At 67.1% G+C, this 20487-nt stretch carries 16 protein-coding genes; 8 read left to right on the forward strand and 8 right to left on the reverse strand.

Annotated elements, in window-relative coordinates; translation table 11 throughout:
• Position 1 precedes the first annotated feature (1 nt).
• The 6 genes from ACODSC_RS09260 to ACODSC_RS09285 form a co-directional block, all read right to left on the reverse strand.
• A complete protein-coding gene (locus ACODSC_RS09260) occupies positions 2–1936 on the reverse strand; it encodes a ubiquitin-activating E1 FCCH domain-containing protein (protein WP_488813612.1) in 1935 nt (644 codons plus the stop codon).
• 111 nt (positions 1937–2047) lie between these two features.
• The gene (locus tag ACODSC_RS09265; RefSeq protein ID WP_488813613.1) at positions 2048–3943 is read right to left on the reverse strand and encodes a M2 family metallopeptidase; all 1896 of its coding nucleotides are present in this window, start codon (positions 3941–3943) and stop codon (positions 2048–2050) included.
• Positions 3944–4007: 64 nt separating this feature from the next.
• Positions 4008–4703 (reverse strand): monofunctional biosynthetic peptidoglycan transglycosylase, encoded by a 696-nt coding sequence (mtgA, locus tag ACODSC_RS09270; RefSeq protein ID WP_488813614.1) that lies wholly within the window; start codon positions 4701–4703, stop codon positions 4008–4010.
• Positions 4703–5668, reverse strand: a complete 966-nt coding sequence (locus ACODSC_RS09275; protein ID WP_488814054.1) for a WD40 repeat domain-containing protein — start codon at positions 5666–5668, stop codon at positions 4703–4705. The genes mtgA and ACODSC_RS09275 overlap by 1 nt, the downstream gene beginning before the upstream one ends.
• A 56-nt stretch (positions 5669–5724) precedes the next feature.
• Positions 5725–6663: a pirin family protein gene (locus ACODSC_RS09280; RefSeq protein ID WP_488813615.1), complete on the reverse strand. Its 939-nt coding sequence runs from the start codon at positions 6661–6663 to the stop codon at positions 5725–5727.
• 39 nt (positions 6664–6702) lie between these two features.
• Positions 6703–7191 carry an Lrp/AsnC family transcriptional regulator gene (locus ACODSC_RS09285; protein ID WP_488813616.1) on the reverse strand — a complete coding sequence of 163 codons (489 nt, stop codon included), beginning with the start codon at positions 7189–7191 and terminating at the stop codon, positions 6703–6705.
• A 148-nt stretch (positions 7192–7339) separates the two neighbouring features.
• On the opposite strand from ACODSC_RS09285, the gene ACODSC_RS09290 reads away from it, so the two are divergent.
• From ACODSC_RS09290 to lpdA, 4 genes are all read left to right on the forward strand, one after another.
• Entirely contained in the window at positions 7340–8587 is a 1248-nt protein-coding gene (locus ACODSC_RS09290; RefSeq protein ID WP_488813617.1) for a thiamine pyrophosphate-dependent enzyme, read from the forward strand.
• Positions 8588–8589: 2 nt separating this feature from the next.
• A complete protein-coding gene (locus ACODSC_RS09295; protein WP_488813618.1) occupies positions 8590–9714 on the forward strand; it encodes an alpha-ketoacid dehydrogenase subunit beta in 1125 nt (374 codons plus the stop codon).
• A 1-nt stretch (position 9715) separates the two neighbouring features.
• Entirely contained in the window at positions 9716–11371 is a 1656-nt protein-coding gene (locus tag ACODSC_RS09300) for a dihydrolipoyl dehydrogenase family protein (RefSeq protein ID WP_488813619.1), read from the forward strand.
• A gap of 176 nt (positions 11372–11547) precedes the next feature.
• Positions 11548–12942: a dihydrolipoyl dehydrogenase gene (gene lpdA, locus ACODSC_RS09305; RefSeq protein ID WP_488813620.1), complete on the forward strand. Its 1395-nt coding sequence runs from the start codon at positions 11548–11550 to the stop codon at positions 12940–12942.
• A 161-nt stretch (positions 12943–13103) separates the two neighbouring features.
• On the opposite strand, the gene ACODSC_RS09310 is transcribed toward lpdA, so the two are convergent.
• Together ACODSC_RS09310 and ACODSC_RS09315 are read right to left on the reverse strand one after the other, a co-directional pair.
• On the reverse strand, positions 13104–13901 hold the full coding sequence (locus ACODSC_RS09310; RefSeq protein WP_488813621.1) for an SDR family NAD(P)-dependent oxidoreductase: 798 nt from the start codon (positions 13899–13901) through the stop codon (positions 13104–13106).
• A 7-nt stretch (positions 13902–13908) separates the two neighbouring features.
• A complete protein-coding gene (locus ACODSC_RS09315; RefSeq protein WP_488813622.1) occupies positions 13909–14379 on the reverse strand; it encodes an Rrf2 family transcriptional regulator in 471 nt (156 codons plus the stop codon).
• 169 nt (positions 14380–14548) lie between these two features.
• On the opposite strand from ACODSC_RS09315, the gene ACODSC_RS09320 reads away from it, so the two are divergent.
• The 4 genes from ACODSC_RS09320 to ACODSC_RS09335 are packed head-to-tail and all read left to right on the forward strand — an operon-like array spanning position 14549 to position 20470.
• Positions 14549–16525 carry a potassium transporter Kup gene (locus tag ACODSC_RS09320; protein WP_488813623.1) on the forward strand — a complete coding sequence of 659 codons (1977 nt, stop codon included), beginning with the start codon at positions 14549–14551 and terminating at the stop codon, positions 16523–16525.
• 47 nt (positions 16526–16572) lie between these two features.
• Positions 16573–17910 (forward strand): RsmB/NOP family class I SAM-dependent RNA methyltransferase, encoded by a 1338-nt coding sequence (locus ACODSC_RS09325; protein WP_488813624.1) that lies wholly within the window; start codon positions 16573–16575, stop codon positions 17908–17910.
• A 47-nt stretch (positions 17911–17957) separates the two neighbouring features.
• Complete coding sequence (gene rpe / locus ACODSC_RS09330) at positions 17958–18635, forward strand: ribulose-phosphate 3-epimerase (RefSeq protein ID WP_488813625.1); 678 nt, start codon at positions 17958–17960, stop codon at positions 18633–18635.
• Positions 18632–20470: a heparinase II/III family protein gene (locus tag ACODSC_RS09335; protein WP_488813626.1), complete on the forward strand. Its 1839-nt coding sequence runs from the start codon at positions 18632–18634 to the stop codon at positions 20468–20470. The genes rpe and ACODSC_RS09335 overlap by 4 nt, the downstream gene beginning before the upstream one ends.
• Positions 20471–20487 lie beyond the last annotated feature (17 nt).

Below are 20487 nucleotides of genomic sequence, written 5' to 3' on the forward strand. Positions count from 1 at the left end.
GTCAGCGGGAAATCCGCAGGCGGGTGATGTCGCGGCCGATGGATTTGAAAGATTCCGTCAGGTCGGCGCCGCTGGCGGGCAGGAAGAAGTTCGATGGGGTGGTGGCGCAGTCTTTCAGAAACTTGCCCGCAGTGCTGTTGGCGGAGACCTGGAACCCCACTGTATACAGGATGATGTCTTTGTCCTTGATTGCGGCGCACAGGGCCTTGGCCTGGCCGTAGGGCTCGCCATTGGTTGCGTCGCAATTGGCGCGATCAGATCCTCCGAAGGAGGCGTTGCTTGCCAGAACGCCGGAGCAATAAGGGGCATTGAACTCGCCATCGGTCATAAGGATGACCGCCTTTAGCGTTTTGTGGGGGTTGTAATCGGCGGCGGGGAACGACTTCCAAAGAGCGTTGAATTCCGGTGAGACGGAGTACCAGCCCCACGCCAGTCCGATCTGAGCCGCCGTGTAACCATCGGCTTGCAGACCCTTTTTAGCGTCGTTCACCGGCCCGATGAGATCGTTCACGGCATCCTTGTCGTCGGTCAATGGAAGTAGCGGCGACACCGTACATTTGGTGTTTGAGCCGTTCTGGTTGGGATAGTAGCGGCCAACCTTCGCCACCGAGGGGCGCGTGTCATCATAGGCGCTAGACCCGGTGCGTTCGCTGACGCAGTCGCTGATCTGATAAACTCGCGCAGCGCCTGAGACATTTTTATAGATGCGCCATTCACAGCCATCGCCGCCGCACCACACCTTGCCGCCGGAAGAGTAGTTCCCCACGTTCGGACCCACGACGTTAATCGAGAACGTGTTGGTTGTGACATTGGAAATCGCCCAATAGGCTGTCGCCGACGTTGTGTTGATCTGCGACATTCCGTCAACGTCAGTAATGCGCACTCCAGACTGTGCGCCCGTCGCTGGGTCGGTCGCGGTCAGGCCGTGGTTTGGAGAGGTGATGACTACGGTGCAATCCGCCAGCAGGCAGCCAGCAACCGTGCCGGCGGACTTATATTTGTCGTACCCGGAGGTGCTGACATTCTGCCAGTAGGATCCATTCCAGGATTGGAGCGAGAAGTTGTCGGTCGAAGCGTTGGCGACGCGATATGCCTTGTTGTTCAGCTGCGTCATCCCCTTCACGTTCTTGATCCAAACGAAATCCCCATCCTTGAATCCGTGTTTGGAGGCGGTGACGTACCCAGGGTTGGCTCTACTGGCGTCACTGATCGACTTGGATACACCGGTCGACCACTCGGCTGATGTGATCGCGGTGGACTGGGTCGGTTCGCCGCGAGCGTCCGAAGCCAAGCCCCCCAGATTTACGCCAGTCGAATAAGGGATCACGGCCATGCGGGAGTAATAGGGCTCCTGCTGGTCCTGCACGACAATGGTCGCCAACTGGCGCGCGGCGTCCTTCAGGCTTGTGAGGCGCGAGCCTGCCATCGAGCCGGTGATATCCAGCACCAAGGCGACCTCGATGTCCTTGGACGACCGGTTGACCTCGGAATGGACGCTGACGGGCAGGGTGTCGTCCAGGATCTTGCCATATGGCGGCAGGATGACGTTGGCGACGAGGGTCTTCACCTCCACCTTCAGGTCCGCGACGATCAGCTGGTCTTCGGTCAGGACGATGCTGAGATCCTCGTCGGCGTATTCTGCGTCGGCGTTCCGCAGGTTGGCCTTCAGCGCCACCAGGGCGACGGCCTCCAACTCCTCAGGATCGGTATAGGAGGACCGCGCGGCGGCCAGGGCGGCGGCGTCCAGGGCGTCCTGGACGCGCGCCTTGATCGTGGTGATGCGGCTGATGTCGATGCCGCCCAGGGTGATCATGATCAGCGCGGGCATGACCAGGGCGAAGATCATCACGACGTTTCCGCCCCGGTCGGACGACAGGCGCGCGACAAGGCCGCGCAGGCCCTGGACCATTCCGCCGATCAGTGTGGAAGCCGTCACTATGGTCGTCCCCGATGGGCGCTGATTGCCCGAATACCGCCCGAATGGCCGCAGTGTGCCGTCGGGCGGTTAAGGGAAGGCTCAAAAGGAACGGTTAACCAGGCTTAGGGCTTAGGCGGCGCTCCAACCGCACTGATGGCCGCGGTTCTGTTCCTCCAGCCAGACGTTCAGCGGCGCGAAATAGTCGGCGATGGCCGAAGCGTCGTTGCCGTCGTCGCCGGTGAAGGCTTTCATCGCCTGCTGCCAGGGTTGCGACTGGCCCATCTGCAGCATGGCGTTGAAGCGCTCGCCCACTTCCTTGTTTCCATAGACCGAACAGCGATGCAGCGGGCCCGTCCAGCCGGCCTGTTTGCACGCGGCCCGCTGGAACTGGAACTGATAGATCGCGGCCAGGAAGTAACGAGTATAGGGCGTGTTGCCCGGCACATGGTATTTCGCGCCCGGATCGAAGGCGTCAGCCGGACGTGGTCCAGGTGGGACCAGGCCCTGGTATTGCAACATGTCGGCGGTCCAGGCGGTGTTGTAGGCGCCCGGAGCCGTCTCGCCCGAGAAGACGTCCCACCGCCAGCGATCGACCATCAAGCCGAACGGCAGGAAGGCGATCTTGTCCAACGCCATCTTCAGCAGGAAGGGAATGTCCTCCTCCGCGCCCGGCGTGGTCTTCAACAGACCGATCTGGTTCAGATAGGTGGGCGTCAGGGCCGACAGGCCGACGAAGTCGCCAATGGCCTCGTGGAAGCCGTCGTTGGCCCCATTGCGGAACAGCATCGGCTGGTTCTTGTAGGCGCGCTGATAGTAGTTGTGACCCAGTTCGTGGTGGACGGTGTAGAAGTCGTCGCCATTGACGTTGGTGCACATCTTGATGCGGATGTCGTCGGCGTTGTCCAAATCCCAGGCCGAGGCGTGGCAGACCACCTCGCGGTCGCGCGGGCGGGTGATCTGGCTGCGCTCCCAGAAGGTGTCGGGCAGGGGATCGAGGCCCAGGGAAACGTAGAAGCCCTCGCCCGTCTTCACCATTTTCGTGGCGTCGTAGTCGGCGGATTTCAGCAGTTCGGTCAGGTCGTAGCTGGACGTCCCGCCGGTCGCGGGGGCGACCACATCATAGATATTGCCCCATTGCTGGGACCACATGTTTCCCAGCAGGTCGGCGCGGATCGGGCCGTGGTCGGGCTGGACCGCGTCGCCGTATTTGGCGTTCAGCCGCGCCCGGACATAGCAATGCAGGTTCTCGTAGAAGGGTTTGACCTGGGCCCACAGCCGGTCGGTCTCGGCGGCGAAATCGTCGGCGGGCATGTCGTAGCCCGACCGCCACAGGGCGCCGGTGTCGGCGAAGCCCAGCTCGCGCGAGCCTTCGTTGGCGATCTCAACCATGCGGGCATAGTCGTCGCGCATGACCGGCGAAATGGTGCGCCAGCCTTCGTACAGGGCCTTGGTCTCTTCCGGGTCGCGGCTGTCCGCCAGAATCAGCGAGGCGTCGTCCAGGGTGATCTGGCGACCCTTGAAGTCGAACTTGCCGGTCGAATAGGTAGAATCCAGTCGCGTCGTGATCTGGGCCAGTTCGTCGGCGGCGCCGGGGCGGTTAGGCGCCGGCAGGACCAGGCTGAGGCGCAGCAGGTTCAGCTTGCGGCGCACGACGGGATCGACCTGGACGTCGTTGAACTTGGCCGCCTGATTGGCCAACTGGACCTGAAGCTCGGTCGCCTCGGCGTTGGCCTTGGATTCCAGCCACATGGTGTCGAAGGTGATGTTGGTGGCGCGCGCCCACTGGATGCGGGCGACATATTCGCTGACCTCGGCCCACTTCGTCTCGGCGTCGGCGACGAAGGCGGTCGCCCCCTCGGCGGTGATCGGATAGTCGGCCCGGACGCCGGTCGCGGGCGGTGCGAGTGCGGTCGAGGCCGTCTGCTCGGTGCCCGCGGCGCGGGCGACAGGTTCGGCGGTGCTGGCGCAGCCGGCGGCGAAGGCGAGGGCGCAGACCGCGACGGCGGTCATCATCTGACGCTTCATGGTGGATCTCCTGAACAGCAGGCGCAGGAGAGGCGAGGCCCGGGCGCCCGTCAAGCGGAACGGTTCAGCCCCGGCCTATGACGCAGGTATTCAGGCCGTCGTTCCGCACCGTGCCCATGGCCGCCTGGATGCGCGACGCCCTTCTGCGGACATATGGACCGGGCGCCGCCGCCTGGTAACGGCGCGGGGCCGGCAGGATGGCGGCCAGACGCGCGGCCTCGCGCGGGCTCAGGTCGCGGGCGTCCTTGCCGAACCAGTGGCGAGAGGCGGCCTGGGCGCCATAGACGCCGGGCGCCCATTCCACCACGTTTAGATAGACCTCCATGATCCGGCGCTTGGACCAGACCGTCTCGATCAGGACGGTGTAGCCCGCCTCCAGCCCCTTGCGGATCCAGTCGCGGCCCGGCCACAGGAAGACGTTCTTGGCTGTCTGCTGGCTGATGGTCGATCCGCCCCGGATGCGGCCGCCCTCGGCGTTATGATCCAGCGCCTTCTGGATCGCCTCCATGTCGAAGCCGTGGTGGCTGCAGAAACGGGCGTCCTCGGCGGCGATGGCTGCGTTCACCAGGTTGGGCGAAATCTGGTTCAGGCCGCGCCACTGGTAATCCATGCCCTCGCCCCGCGCGAGCTGGCGCAGCATCAGTATGGTGGGCGGGGGCGGCAAGACGGCGACGATCAGCACCCCGGCGACCGGGATTAGGGCCAGAACCAGAAGGGCGGTCAGCAGGACCCGACGCCAGCTCTTGCGACTCTTGGCCATCAGAGAATGATCACGCCGGCGGCGCCGTCCTCGTCGGCCCAGGCGACCTTGTCGACGGCCGGGCTGAGCGACAGGGCGACGATGGCCGGCCCCTTCTCGGCCTTGACGAAGTTCAGGCCCTGGGCGGCCGGATGCGCCACCCAGACCCGGCCGTCGTTCAGGCCGGCGGCCAGCAAGCCCTGGTCGGCGCGGGCCGAGACCAGATTGACCAGGGTGGTGTCATCATAACCGATCTCGGTCGCTTCGCGGCCCATCGGCCCGTTCGATCCGATGAAGGGCCACAGGACCGCGCCCTGTGCGCCCGAGGTCGCCATCAGCTGACCATTGGCCAGGAAGGCCATCGACCGCACCTTGCCGGGATAGCCGCCCATGCGCAGGTTCTTGGCGTCCTTCAGCCGCCAGCCATGCATCTGGTTGTCCTGCATGGTGGTGACGACAAAGGCGCCGTCCGGGGAAAAGGCGACGCCGGTATGCGACCCGGCCCAGGCCAGCTTGACCGGCTGCTGCTTTTCGATCCGCGCATACCACAACGCCGCCCCGCCATAGGTCGAGGTCGCGATGCGGCGGCCCTTGGGCTCGAAGGCGACGCCCGAGACGGTGCGTTCGTGCTGGAAGTCGCGGCGGAAGGCGGTCTCGTTCGGATCGATCACCGACAGGGTGCGGCCGAAGGAGAAGGCGACCAGGCCCGAGGCGGGCGAGGCGTCGATGGCGTCGATCCACTGGTTCTTGGCCGTCGCCAGCGTGACCGGATCCTCGTCGCGGCGGCTCCAAACCACCTTGCCGTCGTCGCCGCCGGTGACGATCCCGTCGCCGGAGGGGTGGACGCAGGCGCACAGGACGGCCCCGTCATGCGCCTCGACCCGCGTTCGGTCCTCGAACCGGACCGAACCGTCGCCGAGGGTGAAGACGGCGCCGGCGTTGTCGAACAGGGCGGCGGTGACCTGGGCGTCGAAATCGAAGTTCATAGGCGGCATGTAGCGATCCGGCCTCGCCGCGTCACCTGCTGCGTGATGTCGGGGTTTCAGACCGGGTCGGTCGGCTTGGGTTCCACGGGCGCAGGGGCGGCCTGGGCCTTGGCGGGTTCGTCGGGCAAGGGGATGAACTCCAGGTCGTCGGCGTGGGGCAGGGCCATCCGGCCGGCCTTCCAGTCGGCCTTGGCCTGGTCGATGCGGGCCTGGCTGGAGGCCACGAAGTTCCACCAGATCAGCCGTTCGCCCACCGGCTCGCCGCCCAGCACCATGACGGTCGATTGGACCAGGGCCTTTACGGTCGGTTCGGCCGTCGGCTCCAGCACGATCATCTGACCCTCGTGGAAGGTGCGGTCGCCGACCTCGATGGACCCCTTGGCCACATAAAGCGCGCGCTCGCTCATGCCGCCAGCGCCCTTGCCGGACGGCGGGGCGGTGCGAACGCCCGGCTGAAGCTCCCAGTGGATGTAGAACAACGGCGACGACACCGGCACGGCGGCCTTGGCGCCGTAGGCCTCGCCCGCCACGAGACGCGCGAACAGGCCGCCGTTCTCATAGGCGGGTTGGGCGTCTTCGCCCAGGTGATGGAAGGCCGGATCGATCCCTTCCGCCTCGTCGGGCAGGGCGACCCAGGCCTGCATCCCATGCATCGGCCCGCCGGTGCTCTTTCTCAGCGGATCGGTGCGTTCGGAATGGACGATGCCCTTGCCGGCCGTCATCCAGTTGACCTCGCCTGGCCGGATCGCCTGATCATAGCCGAGGTTGTCGTGGTGCATGATCTCGCCCTCGAACAGATAGGTCAGGGTCGAAAGGCCGATATGCGGGTGCGGTCGCACGTCGATGGCCGTGGCGCCGGCTGCGAACTCGGCCGGCCCCATCTGGTCCAAGAAGATGAAGGGCCCGACCATCCGGCGCGAATGGAAGGGCAGGACGCGCCCGACCTCGAACCCGCCCAGGTCCTTGCGGCGCGCGTCGATCACCAGTTCGATCATGGTCTTGGCTCCCAGGCGCTCGGCTGCGCCTGAGCGACGTTATCCGACGTGAGGGGTCACGATGCCAAGAGGCAGGGCGGTCACATTCTTCACGCCGCGCGTGACGATGTGGCTTTCGCAGTCCGAGACGATGCCCAAGGCCAGCAGCTTCTCGCGCAGGAACAGGTCGAAGGCGTGCATGTCGGAAGTGATGATGCGCAGCACATAATCCTCGCGCCCGGTGATGGTGGCGCACTGGACCACCTCCGGCCATTTGGCCACGGCGGCTTCGAACAGGTTCAGATTGTCGGCCGAGGGCAGCATCAGCTTGACGATGGCGTAGACCTCGAAGTCCAGGCCCAGAAGCTGCGCGTTCAGCAGGGTGACCCGCTTGGTGATCAGGCCGGAATCTTCCAACCGCTTGATCCGCCGCCAGCAGGGCGAGGCCGACAGTCCGACGCGATCCGCGACCTCCGCAACCGACAGCCCGGCGTCTTGCTGCAGGATATCCAGGATGCGGGCGTCGATGGGGTCGAGTTCGTCGGCCAATGCGTTTCTCCGATTATGATTATCGCGAAATAAAATACCCGATATCGGGATTGTGCAAGGTCAATTTGAGCGAGCACCCGCTTAGGGGCCGTGTTATCACACGTCCAGAGGAAACACGGACGGACCCCGAATGGATATGGACGCCCGCATGAACGACGAAAACGTGAAAAAGAACAGTCAGCCCCTGTCATTGCGCGTGCCGGAACCGTCCGGCCGCCCCGGCGATGCGCCGGACTTCAGCCACCTGCTGATGGACCCTGCCGGCGTGGTCGAACGGCCCGAGGTCGGATCGACGCCGTATGAGATGCGCGATCTCGCCTTCCGCCTGATTCGGGTTCTGGACGACGAGGGCAACGCCGTCGGACCGTGGAACCCGCGACTGGACGCCGAGACGCTGCGTCGCGGCCTGAAGGCCATGATCCTGACTCGCGCCTTCGACGATCGGATGCACCGCGCCCACCGCCAGGGCAAGACCAGCTTCTATATGAAGTGCACCGGCGAAGAGGCCATTGCGGTGGCCCAGGGCATGCTGCTGTCGCGCGAGGACATGGGCTTTCCGACCTATCGCCAGCAGGGGCTGCTGATCGCGCGCGGCTATCCGCTGGTCGAGATGATGAACCAGATCTATTCCAACGCGGCGGACCCGATCAAAGGCCGGCAGCTGCCGATCATGTATTCGGCCAAGGACTACGGCTTCTTCACCATCAGCGGCAATCTGGGCACTCAGGTGCCGCAGGCGGTCGGTTGGGCCATGGCCAGCGCCTACAAGGGTGACGACAAGATCGCCATCAGCTGGATCGGCGACGGCGCCACGGCCGAAGGCGACTTCCACAACGCCCTGACCTTCGCCTCGGTCTATCGCGCCCCGGTCATATTGAACGTCGTCAACAACCAGTGGGCCATTTCGTCCTTCCAGGGCATCGCCGGCGGGCTGGAGACCACCTTCGCTTCCAAGGCCATCGGCTACGGCCTGCCAGCCCTGCGGGTCGACGGCAACGATTTCCTGGCGGTCTGGGCGGCGACACAGTGGGCCGAAGAGCGCGCCCGGTCGAACCAGGGGGCGACGGTGATCGAACTGTTCACCTATCGCGGCGCCCCGCACTCGACGTCCGACGATCCCAGCCGCTACCGTCCTGGCGACGAGCACGAGAAATGGCCGCTGGGCGACCCGCTGGAACGTCTGCGCCAGCACCTGACCGTCATCGGCGAGTGGGACGATGAAAAGCACGCCGCGGCCCTGCGCGAGGCGGTCGAACAGGTCCGCGCTGCCGGCAAGGAATCCGAAGCCATCGGCACCCTGGGACAGTCGCGCCCTAGCGTGAAGACGATGTTCGAAGAGGTCTATGCGACCGAAGACTGGCGGTTGATCGAACAGCGCCGCGAGGTGGGGGTCTGACCATGGCTGAGCAAACCACCTTCACCGACGCCGATCGTAACGACGGCGTCGAGCCGGACATGGTCGACCAGAACGCCGCCCCCGCGTCGGAAGCGACGGGTTCAGGCGTCGTGCCCATGAACATGATCCAGGCCCTGAACTCGGCTATCGACGTCAAGATGAGCGAGGACGCCAACGTCCTGTCGTTCGGCGAGGACGCGGGCTATTTCGGCGGAGTCTTCCGCGTCACCGACAAGCTGCAGCAGAAGCATGGCCTGACCCGCAGCTTCGACGCCCCGATCAGCGAATGCGGCATCGTCGCCGCCGCCATCGGCATGGGAACCTACGGCCTGCGCCCGGTGGTCGAGATCCAGTTCGCCGACTACATCTATCCGGCCTACGATCAGATCGTGTCCGAGGCGGCCAAGCTGCGGTACCGCTCGGGCGGCCAGTTCACCGCCCCCATTGTGGTGCGTTCGCCCTATGGCGGCGGCATCTTCGGCGGCCAGACGCACAGCCAGTCGCCGGAAAGCCTGTTCACCCATATCGCCGGGTTGAAGGTCGTCATCCCGTCCAACCCCTATGACGCCAAGGGCCTGCTGACGGCGGCCATCGAGGACGACGATCCGGTCATCTTCTTCGAACCAAAACGCCTCTACAATGGCCCGTTCGACGGCTGGCACGAGAAGCCGGTCAGCCCGTGGAAGGCCCAGGATCTGGCCCAGGTCCCGACCGGCAAATATGTCGAGCCCATAGGCAAGGCGCGGGTCATGCGCGAGGGGAACGACGTCACCATCCTGGCCTATGGCACCATGGTCTGGGTCGCCTTGGCCGGCGCCGAACACGCTGGCGTGGACGCCGAGGTCATCGACCTGCGCACCCTGGTGCCGCTGGATATCGAGGCCATCGAGGCTAGCGTGAAGAAGACCGGCCGCTGCGTCATCGTGCACGAGGCGCCCAAGACCTCGGGCTTCGGCGGCGAACTGTCGGCCCTGGTTCAGGAGCGCTGCTTCTATCATCTGGAGGCCCCGATCGCGCGCGTCACCGGCTGGGACACGCCCTATCCCCATGCTTTCGAATGGGAATATTTCCCCGGACCGCAACGGGTTTCAGACGCCTTGAAGAGCGTCATGACGGGAGGTCGTTAAGATGGGTCGTTTCGTCTTCAAACTGCCCGACGTGGGCGAAGGCACCGCCGAGGCCGAACTGGTCGGCTGGCACGTCAAGATCGGCGATATCGTCGCTGAGGACCAGATCGTCGCTGACATCATGACCGACAAGGCCACGGTCGAGATCACCGCCCCGGTGTCGGGTAAGGTCATCGCGCTGCACGGCGAGCCCGGCGCCATGGTGCCGGTGCGCGGGCCCTTGGTGGAGTTCGAGGTCGAGGGATCGGGGAATGCAGAGGACGCGCCCGCCTCCGCACCGGTGGTCGCCAAGCCGGATCCGGCGCCGGTCGAAGCGCCGAAAGCCGAAAAGCCCAAGGCGGAAGCGGCCACACCGGCGCCCGCCGGCAACTACGTCTTCAAACTGCCCGACGTCGGCGAAGGCACGGCCGAGGCCGAGCTGGTCGGCTGGCACATCAAGGTCGGGGATGCGGTCGAGGAAGACCAGATCATCGCCGACATCATGACCGACAAGGCCACGGTCGAGATCACCTCGCCGGTCGCCGGAACGGTCGTCGCCCTGTACGGCGAAGCCGGCAAGTCCGTGCCGGTCGGTGGGCCTCTGGTGGCGTTCGATGTCGAGGGTCGGGGCAATGTCTCGACGCCCGTCGCGGCGTCGAAACCGGCCCCAAAACCGGCAGAGAATTCGACGACGGTTTCCGCTGTGACTTCGACGACTTCGGGTGCGATTTCGAAGACTTCGACGACGACACCGTCCAAGCCTGTCCCCGCCCTCACCGGCCGCGCGCCGGGCGAGCGGCCGTCCGCCTCTCCCGCCGTGCGTAACCGCGCCCGAGATCTGGGCGTGGACCTGACCTTCGTGCCCGGTTCCGGCCCCGCCGGTCGGATCACGCACGAGGATCTGGACGGTTTCGTCTCGCGCGGCGGCTCGCAGCCCGCGTCGGCTCCGTCCGGCGGCGCATCGACCTACGCCAAGGCCGAAGGGACGACCGCGGTCCGCATCATCGGTCTGCGTCGCAAGATCGCGGAGAAGATGGCTGAGAGCGTGCGCCGCATTCCCCACATCACCTATGTGGAGGAGATCGACGTCACGGCGCTGGAGGAGCTTCGCGCGCACCTGAACGCGACGAAGCAGAAGGATCAGCCCAAGCTGAACCTGCTCCCCTTCCTCGCCCGCGCCATCGTGGTGGCCCTGCGCGACCAGCCGCAGATCAACGCCCATTACGACGACGAGGCGGGCGTCCTGACCCAGCACGCCCCGGTCCATCTGGGCATCGCGGCCCAGACGCCGAACGGCCTGATGGTGCCGGTGGTCCGCCACGCCGAGGCGCGCGACCCTTACGACACGGCTCTGGAGATCGCCCGGGTCTCGGGCGCGGCCAAGGATGGGACGGCCCAGCGCGAGGAACTGTCCGGCTCGACCATCACCATCACCTCGCTGGGCACGCTGGGCGGGGTGGTTCACACCCCGATCATCAACCATCCCGAGGTCGCCATCATCGGTCCCAACAAGATCGCCGAACGGGTCGTGGTCCGCGACGGCCAGATGGTCGTGCGCAAGATGATGAACCTGTCGTCGTCGTTCGATCACCGCATCGTCGACGGGCATGACGCGGCGGTCTTCGTCCAGCGGATCAAGGGGCTGCTGGAACACCCCGCGACGTTGTGGATGGGCTAGACGACGCCCTTCTCCCGTTGGGAGAAGGTGGCCCGAAGGGCCGGATGAGGGTTCTGCCGGTGGGCCAGTCCGCACCGTCCGACCCTCACCCTTTCGCGCAAGAACGACGCCGGGGCGTCGTGCGCTCAAGCCCTCTCCCACCGGGAGAGGGGCGGCAGGATGAGACGGAAAAGACGATGCAGCAGCTCAAGACCAAAGTCCTCATCATCGGCGCGGGCACCGGCGGCTATGTCGCCGGCATCCGCTGCGGCCAGCTGGGGCTGGACACCGTGCTGGTGGACGGCGGAGACGGCCTGGGCGGGACCTGCCTGAACGTGGGCTGTATTCCTTCCAAGGCCATCATCCATGCGGCGGGAAAGTTCGAGACGGTGGCCAAGGCGGCCGGCGGCGGGACGCTGGGCATCACGGCGGCGGCGCCCGCCATCGACCTGTCGCAGACGGTGGCGTGGAAAGACGGGATCGTCCGTAAACTGAACGCAGGGGTCGCAGCCCTGTTGAAGAAGGCCAAGGTCAAGGTGATCAAGGGCTGGGCGAACTTCGAGGACGCCAAGACCTGCATCGTCCAGACGGATGACGGCGATATCCGCATCACCGCCGAACACGTCATTCTGGCCACGGGGTCCGAGCCAGTCGAACTGCCCTTCCTGCCGTTCGGCGGGGACGTCATCTCCTCGACCGAGGCGCTGAGCCTGTCGGAGGTCCCCAAGAAGCTGGTCGTGGTCGGCGGCGGCTATATCGGGCTGGAGCTGGGCATCGCCTTCAGGAAGCTGGGCGCGGAAGTCGCCATCGTTGAAATGGCCGAGCGCATCCTGCCCCTCTACGACAAGGCCCTGACCGATCCGGTTGCGAAGTGGCTGGAGACGCACGGCGTCGAGCTGCATCTGGGCGCGCGCGCGGGCGGGTTCGGGAACGGCAAGCTGAACGTCACGACCAAGGACGGCGAACCGCTGCAACTGGACGCCGACAAGGTGCTGGTCACGGTGGGTCGTCGTCCGCGCACGCAAGGCTGGGGCCTGGAAAACATGGGCGTGGCCATGGCCGGGCCGTTCGTGAAGATCGACAACCGCTGCGCCACCAGCATGAAGAACGTCTGGGCCGTCGGCGACCTGACAGGCGAACCCATGCTGGCCCACAAGGGCTCGGCCCAGGGCGAGGTGGTCGCGGAAATCATCGCCGGCCATGATCGGGTGTTCGATCCGGTCACCATCGCCGCCGTCTGTTTCACCGAGCCCGAGATCGTCTCGGCGGGTCTGGGTCCGAACGATGTCGCGGGCCGTGACGACGTGATCCAGTCGGTCTTCCCCTTCGCCGCCATCGGCCGGGCCCTGGCCATCGAGGCGGGCGAGGACGGCGGTTTCGTGCGGGTCATCGCGTCCAAGGCGGATCACCGCATCCTGGGCATCCAGGCGGTGGGTCAGCATGTGTCGGAACTGTCCAACAGCTTCGCCCAGATGCTGGAGATGGGGGCGGTGCTGGAGGATGTGGCGGGGACCATCCACGTCCACCCGACCCTGGGCGAGGCCTTCCACGAGGCGTCGCTGCGCGCGCTCGGGCACGCGATACATATTTGATCTGAACCGCCTCTTTAAAGGCCGTCATCCTCGCCCTTGTGGCGAGGATCCAGACGCCCGGTTTCAACGAGGGCGCGCTCTGCGGACACACGGTGATTCTGGATCCTGGGCACAAGGCCCAGGATGACGGCGGTATAACTAAGGGACTAAGCGACCGCGCCCTAAAGCCGCTCCAGCCGCTTGGCATGGTTCGCCACCATGCGCAGCGCCAGGCCGTCGGGCAGAAAGCGCGCCAGACCGGCCATAACGTTGTTCATGACGCCGGGCGTGACGCTGGGGCGGTTGGCTTCGCAAGCGTCGTAGCCGATGCGGGCCACGCGGACGGCGTCCATCCACATCCAGGGCGGATAGGCGCTGGAGACCTGGTCCCGAGAGCCGTTGACGTCGTGGAACTCGGTCAGGGTGTAGCCGGGGTTCAGCACCGTGACGTGAACGCCGGTCCCCAGGGTTTCCAGATGCAGGCCCTGGGACGCCTTGATCAGGAAGCTCTTGATCGGGCCGTACAGGGTGTCGCCGCCGGTCGCCGGCATCTGGCCGGCCAGGGACGCCACGTTCAGCACCCGGCCGAAGCCGCGCTCGATCATGCCGGGCAGCAGCAGACGCGACAGCTCGACCGGCGCGGTCAGCATGACCTGGATCATGGCGCCGTGGGCGCTCAGGTCGGTATCCAGAAAGCCTGTCACCCTGCTGAAGCCCGCATTATTGACCAGGCCGTCGACGGTCAGGTCGCGCGCCGCAATGGCGGCGACCAGACGTTCCGGCGCGGCAGGGTCGGAAAGGTCTTCGGGAATGACGGTCGCCGTCACGCCGTGGGCGTCGGACAACGCATCGGCCAGCGCCTGCAAGGGGGCCGCGCGCCGGGCGGTCAGCACCACATCCCAGCCGTTCTGGGCATAGACCCTTGCCAGCGCCGCCCCGATGCCGGCCGAGGCGCCCGTGACCAGGACGGTTCGTCTCATTTCGGGGTTACGCCGCGACGGGGCAGGCGGCGTGGGGCGCGAAGGCGGCGAGGGAGGCCGGGTTCTGCTCCAGCAGGTCGGCGATGGTGATCTTGGACAGGGCCTCTGTCGCGGCCTCGTCGGCGGCGGTCAGGGCCTTGGCCACCTGACGCGGAATATGTTCGCCGACCGGGCAGCCCTTGGCCCCCGCCGGCGGCGAGCCGATGTGGGCGCAGCCGTTCACCGCGCGCAGCACCTCGTCCAGCCGGATGTCTTCGGGCCTGCGCAGCAGCCACGAACCGCCAGTGGCGCCCGGACGGGTGGCGATCAGCCCGGCCTTGGCCAGCAGGGCGGTCACGCGACGGACGACGACGGGATTGGTCGGGATGGACGACGCCAGCACGCCGCTGGGCGCGGCCTGCGCAGGTCCATAAGCGCCCTTGTGAGCCATATAGGCCAGGGTGTGGGCGGCGACGGGGAAGCGCTGGCTGTCTGACATGGTTTTGTTCCTAGCGTGAAAATAGGCGTTCGCGGGCCGAATCACAAATCCCCACGCCGAACGCCGAAACCGAATCCTCTTCGGCACGATTGAAGACCGCGCGGAATGGGCCTAAAGGCTCGCCGCTTTGAAGGGACCGGCGATGTCGCCGGAGACCCGGAGGATACGCATGGCCGGGGATACTCCCCACGACGCGAGCGCTCCCTCGCCCGCGTCGAACACGCCGGACAAGCCTACCCACGCCACGGGACCCGCGTCCCACGCTCCAGGAGGCCAGGTCGCCAAGCACGGCGGTCTGTGGGCCCTGACCCTGGGCGCGATCGGCGTGGTGTTCGGCGACATCGGCACTAGCCCGCTGTACGCCCTGCGCGAGGCGATCGGTCATGCCCAGAACGGCGTGGGCGGCGATTTAGCCGTGGTCGGCGTCGTGTCCTTGGCCTTCTGGGCGCTGATGGTCGTCGTGACCTTCAAATACGTCTTCTTCCTGATGCGCGCGGACAACAAGGGCGAGGGCGGCACCCTGTCGCTGATGGCCCTGGCTCAGTTCGCGGTCGGTCGGCGCAGCGCATGGATCTTCATTCTCGGCGTCTGCGGCGCGGCGCTGTTCTATGGCGACGGCATCATCACGCCCGCCATTTCCGTTCTGTCTGCGGTCGAGGGGCTGCAGGACGCGCCCGGTCTAGCCGGGAAGCTGGATCCGTTCATCGTGCCGATCTCGGCCGGCATCCTGATCGGGCTGTTCATGGTCCAGTCGCGCGGCACCGCCAGCCTGGCCAAATATTTCGGCCCCATCACGGCCATCTGGTTCCTGAGCCTGGGCGCGCTGGGCCTGGTGCACATCTTCGACGACATCAGCATTCTGCGCGCCCTGTCGCCCTATTACGGCGTCAGCCTCTTGGTGCATGACGGCTTCCTGGGCTTCATCATTCTGGGCAGCGTCTTCCTAGCCGTCACGGGGGCCGAGGCCCTGTATGCCGACATGGGCCATTTCGGAAAGGCGCCGATCCGCATGGGTTGGCTGGCCTTCGTCCTGCCCTGTCTGACGCTGAACTATCTGGGCCAGGGCGCCCTGATCCTGGACAATCCCGCCGCCGCCGAGAACCCGTTCTGGAACATGGTGCCCGAGTTCGCCTATTGGCCCATGCTGATCCTGGCGACCGCCGCCACCGTCATTGCGTCTCAGGCGGTGATCACCGGCGCCTTCTCGGTCACCCAACAGGCCGTCCAACTGGGCCTGCTGCCGCGCATCGACATCCGCAACACCTCCGAGACCCAGGCGGGCCAGATTTTCGTGCCCGCCGTGAACAGCTTCCTGATGATCGGGGTGCTGGTGCTGCTGGTCGTGTTCCAGAGCTCGCATAATCTGACCGCCGCCTATGGCGTGGCCGTGACGGGGACCATGCTGGTCAATACGCTGATGGCCTATTCGGTCATCACCAAGGGGTGGAAATGGCCCATGTGGGCTGTGGCGGGGACGCTTATCCCGTTCGCCGTCATCGACAGCATCTTCCTGACGTCCAACCTGCTGAAGATTCCGGACGGCGCCTGGATGCCGCTGGTGCTGGGCGCCTGTCTGGTCGTCGTCATGTGGACCTGGGTGCGCGGCACCCAGATCCTGACGGCCAAGACGCGCAAGGACAGCCTGCCCCTGACCGACCTGATCGAGATGCTGCACGCCCGACCGCCGCACCGCGCGCCGGGCACGGCCATCTTCCTGACCAGCGATCCGGATGTCGCGCCGGTCGCCCTGATGCACAATCTCAAGCATAACAAGGTGCTGCACGAGAAGAACGTCATCCTGACCGTGCGCACCTCGGAACGGCCGCGCGTCAAGGAGGCCGACCGGGTCAGGATGGAGCCGATCAACGACGACTTCAAAAAGCTGACGGTCACCTACGGCTTCATGGAGACGCCGAACGTGCCGCGCGCGCTGGGTCTGTGCCGCAAGCAGGGACTGAAGTTCGACATCATGTCGACCAGCTTCTTCCTGGGCCGCCGCTCGCTGATCCCGTCGGCGCGCCAGGGCATGCCGCTGTGGCAGGACCGGCTGTTCATCTTCCTGATGCGCAACGCCGCCAATCCCACCGACTTCTTCCATATTCCGCCCGGTCGGGTGGTCGAACTGGGCGCGCAGGTGGCCGTATGAGTGCTGAGGGACAAGGCGGACAAAGTTCGCAGGCGCGCGGTCGCCGTATGGCCACCAAGGGCCGGCCTCGTCCGGCCCCCGCCGAGGTCGCCCAAGGTCCGTCTCAAGACGACATCGGCGTTGAGGCCCGCGTCGTCGCCGGCATTCTGCTGAACGCCGCGCTTGAGAAGCGCAACGGCCTGGACGAGGCCTTGGCCCAGCCTGCCGCCCGCGCGCTGGAGCCGGTGGACCGCGCCTTCGCTCGCGCTGTGGCCATGGCCGCGCTGCGTCGTCTGGGCGAGATCGACCAGATCCTGGACCGCCGCCTGAAGAAGTCTCCCCCCGAGGCCGTCCGCACCCTGATGCGCATCGCCCTGGCCCAGACCCTGGTGCTGGAGACGCCCGCCTTCGCCGCCGTCTCCACGGCGGTGAAACTGGCCGAGCGCGACCCCAAGACCCGGCCCTACAAGAACCTGGTCAACGCCGTGCTGCGCGGCGTGGGGCGTGAAGGACCAGGCCTGACGACGGCCGAAAGCAATCTGCCCGACTGGATCGCCGCCCGCTGGAAGGCGACCTATGGCGAGGCCGCCCTGACCGGCCTGGCCCTGGCCGCTCGTGAGGAGCCGGCCACCGATCTCAGCCTGAAGCCGGGCGTCGATCCCGCCGCCGTGGCCGCCATCGTCGAAGGCGAGGCTCTGACAGGCGGCACCGTTCGCACCGGCCGTCGCGGCGATGTGGCGACCTGGCCCGGCTTCGACGACGGCGACTGGTGGGTGCAGGACGCCGCCGCCGCCGTTCCGGGGCGCCTGCTGGACGTCAAACCGGGCGAGACCGCCCTGGACATGTGCGCCGCGCCGGGCGGCAAGACCCTGCAACTGGCCGCCGCCGGCGCATCGGTCGTCGCCCTGGACCGTTCGGCCCCGCGCCTGAAACGCCTGAGCCAGAACCTTGAACGCACCGGCCTGACGGCCGAGGTCGTCGCCGTCCCGGCCGAGGACTGGGAAGACGACCGCACCTTCGACGCCGTCCTGCTGGATGCGCCCTGCACGGCCACCGGCACCTTCCGCCGCAATCCGGAAGTCCTGCGCGCCACCAAGCCCGCAGAGGTCGCCAAACTGGCGGACGTCCAGCACCGCCTGCTCGACGCCGCCGCTGAGCGGGTCAGGCCGGGCGGGCGGATGGTCTATTGCACCTGTTCGTTGGAGCGCGAGGAGGGCGAGACCCAGATCATCGCCTTCCTGCGCCGCAACCCCGCCTTCCGCACCGTCGTCGCCGATCCGGCCATCCTAGGCGCGCCGCCAGAGGCCCTGACGCCCGAAGGCTGGCTGCGCATCCTGCCCTCCATGTGGGCCGAACACGGCGGCCTCGACGGCTTCTTCGCCGCCAAGCTGGAACGGGTTTCCTGAGGGAGAGCGGCTTGCTCCCGTCCGCAAGCCGTCCTATCCGAGGGGCCATGGCCCTTACCCCCCTGATCTGTCCGTCCATCCTCGCCAGCGACTTCGCGCGGCTGGGTGAAGAGGTTCGCGCGCTGGAGGCGGCGGGCGCCGACTGGATCCATGTCGATGTGATGGACGGGCATTTCGTGCCGAACATCACCCTGGGCCCCGACATCGTGAAGGCGATCCGGCCGCACACCCGCCTGCCGTTCGACGTGCACCTGATGGTCGCGCCGGTCGATCCGTGGCTGGAGGCGTTCCGCGAGGCGGGCGCCGACGTCCTGACCGTCCATCCCGAGAGCGGGCCTCACCTGCACCGCACCCTGGGCCGGATTCGCCAGCTGGGGGCCAAGGCCGGGGTGGTGTTCAATCCAGCGACGCCGCTGTCGATCCTGGAAGAGGTGGTCGATCTGGTCGATCTGGTGCTGATCATGTCGGTCAATCCGGGCTTCGGCGGCCAGAAGTTCATCGACAGTTCGTTGCGCAAGATCGCCGGCGCGCGGGCCATTCTGGACCGGGCCGGATCGGCGGCGCACCTGCAGGTGGACGGCGGCGTGACCTCGGCCAACGCCGGGGCCTGCGTCGCCGCCGGGGCCGACGCCCTGGTCGCCGGGTCGTTCGTGTTCAAGGGCGACTATTCGGCCAATATCGCCGCCCTGAAGGCTGCGCCGAACGCAGGGCAGAACGCGGCGTGAGCCCTCTCGGCCCCTTCGCCCCGCGCAGCGCCGACGCGACGCCGGACGTCGCCTCGGGTCAGATTCCCGGGCTGCCGGGCGCCCCGGTGCGCACCCCGGTGCGGGCGGGCGATGCGGCGACCGGACCGGGCTTGTGGCCCGCGCTGGCCGGACGGCTGGCGACGCGTCAGCTTTGGATCGAACTTTACGGCCTGCCCGGCTACGGCCTGACCTTGGGCGGGGGCAAGGTGACCGCCTTCGCCGCCACGCCCCGCGACTTCCGTCCCCACGATCCCGCGCCGGGTCGCACCGTCCTGGTCGGCCGCTTCATGCTGGCGGGCGCCTCTATGGAGGTCGAGCCGCCGGCCGATCCCTGGAACCGGCCCAGCCCCTCGCGGCCCTTCGCCGTCGAATTGCACGCCTTCGTCTGGTTGCCGGGGCTGATGGCCCAGGGCGATCGCGGCGCGCGCGAAGCCTTGCGCCTGACCCTGGCCTGGGCTGACGCCTTCGCCCGCTGGTCGCCCTTCGCCTGGGGGCCGGAAGTGCTGGCGCGCCGGGTGATCAACCTGGCCTGCGGCGCGCGCCGTATGGGCGCGGTGGCGACCGAGGCCGAGCGACTGAGGCTGGCCGACACCCTGGCGCGCCAGACCCGGCAGCTGCTGCGTCCGCCCGGCGGGCTGGCGACGCGGGCGGAGCGTCTGACGGCGGCGGCCATCGGCGGCTGCGTCCTGGCCGGAACGCCGGGGCAGGCCCTGCGTCGTCGCGCGCTGTCGCGGCTGGACGGCGCCTTGAAGACGACCGTTCAGGACGACGGTGGCCACGCGTCGCGCAGTCCCGAGGCCGGGCTGGAGCTTCTGCTCGACCTGCTGACGCTGGACGACGCCCTGTCCCAACTGTCCGAGCCGACGCCCGACGGGATCTCGGCGGCCATCGCCCGACTGACCCAGGGCCTTCGCCTGCTGACCTTGCCTGATGGGCGCCTGGCCAGCTTCCAGGGTGGCGGTCCGTCGAGCGCCGAACGGGTCGCTGCGGCCCGCGCCCATGACGATGAGGCTGTTCCGGTCAAGGGCGAGCCGCCCGTCTCGCCCATAGGGACTGTCGCCGGTCTAAAGCGGATCGCCAGTCCGCTTCTGGCTATCGTCGCCGACGCCGCCGCGCCGGCGCGGGGCGCCTGGGGCGCGTCCGCCTGCGCCCAGCCGATGGCTTTGGAGATCGCATGCGGCAAGGATCGGTTGGTGACCGGCTCGGGATGGACGCCCGCCTCGACCGACCGTCAGGCCTTGCGGCTGACGCCGGGCCATTCGACCCTGACGCTGGGCGAACGGTCGCTGAACGAGCCGCTGGGCGGCTGGAAGGGCGATCTGCTGGGTCCGCGACTGGTCGGGCCGCCGATCCATGTGACGACGGACCAGCGCGGCGGCGACGGGGCGGTCTGGCTGGAGATGGAGCACGACGGCTGGACCGAGCTGTTCGGGCTGAACCACCAGCGGCGTCTGTATCTGGACCAGCGACTGGACGAGCTGCGGGCCGAGGAGAGGCTGTTTCCGACGCCCGGCCGCAAGGAGATGCTGCGCCAGATCGCGGCGCCCTACGCCATCCGTTTCCATCTGGAGCCCGGTGTGCAGGCGTCCCTGGCGCGCGACCGTCGTTCGATCCTGCTGCGCGGGGCCTCGAGCCGGGGCTGGTGGTTCAGGACCGACGGACCGGACGTGGCCATCGAGCCCAGCGTTCATATCGACGCCGGCCTGACCCGCCGCTCGCTTCAGATCGTGGTGCGCGGCTCGGCCCGCACCGACAGCGAGACCAAGATTCGCTGGAAACTGAGCCCGGCGGGCGCGAGCGGCGACCCGACCTAGAATCGTCCGTGGGGTGA

The organism is Brevundimonas sp. FG128 (assembly GCF_057809775.1).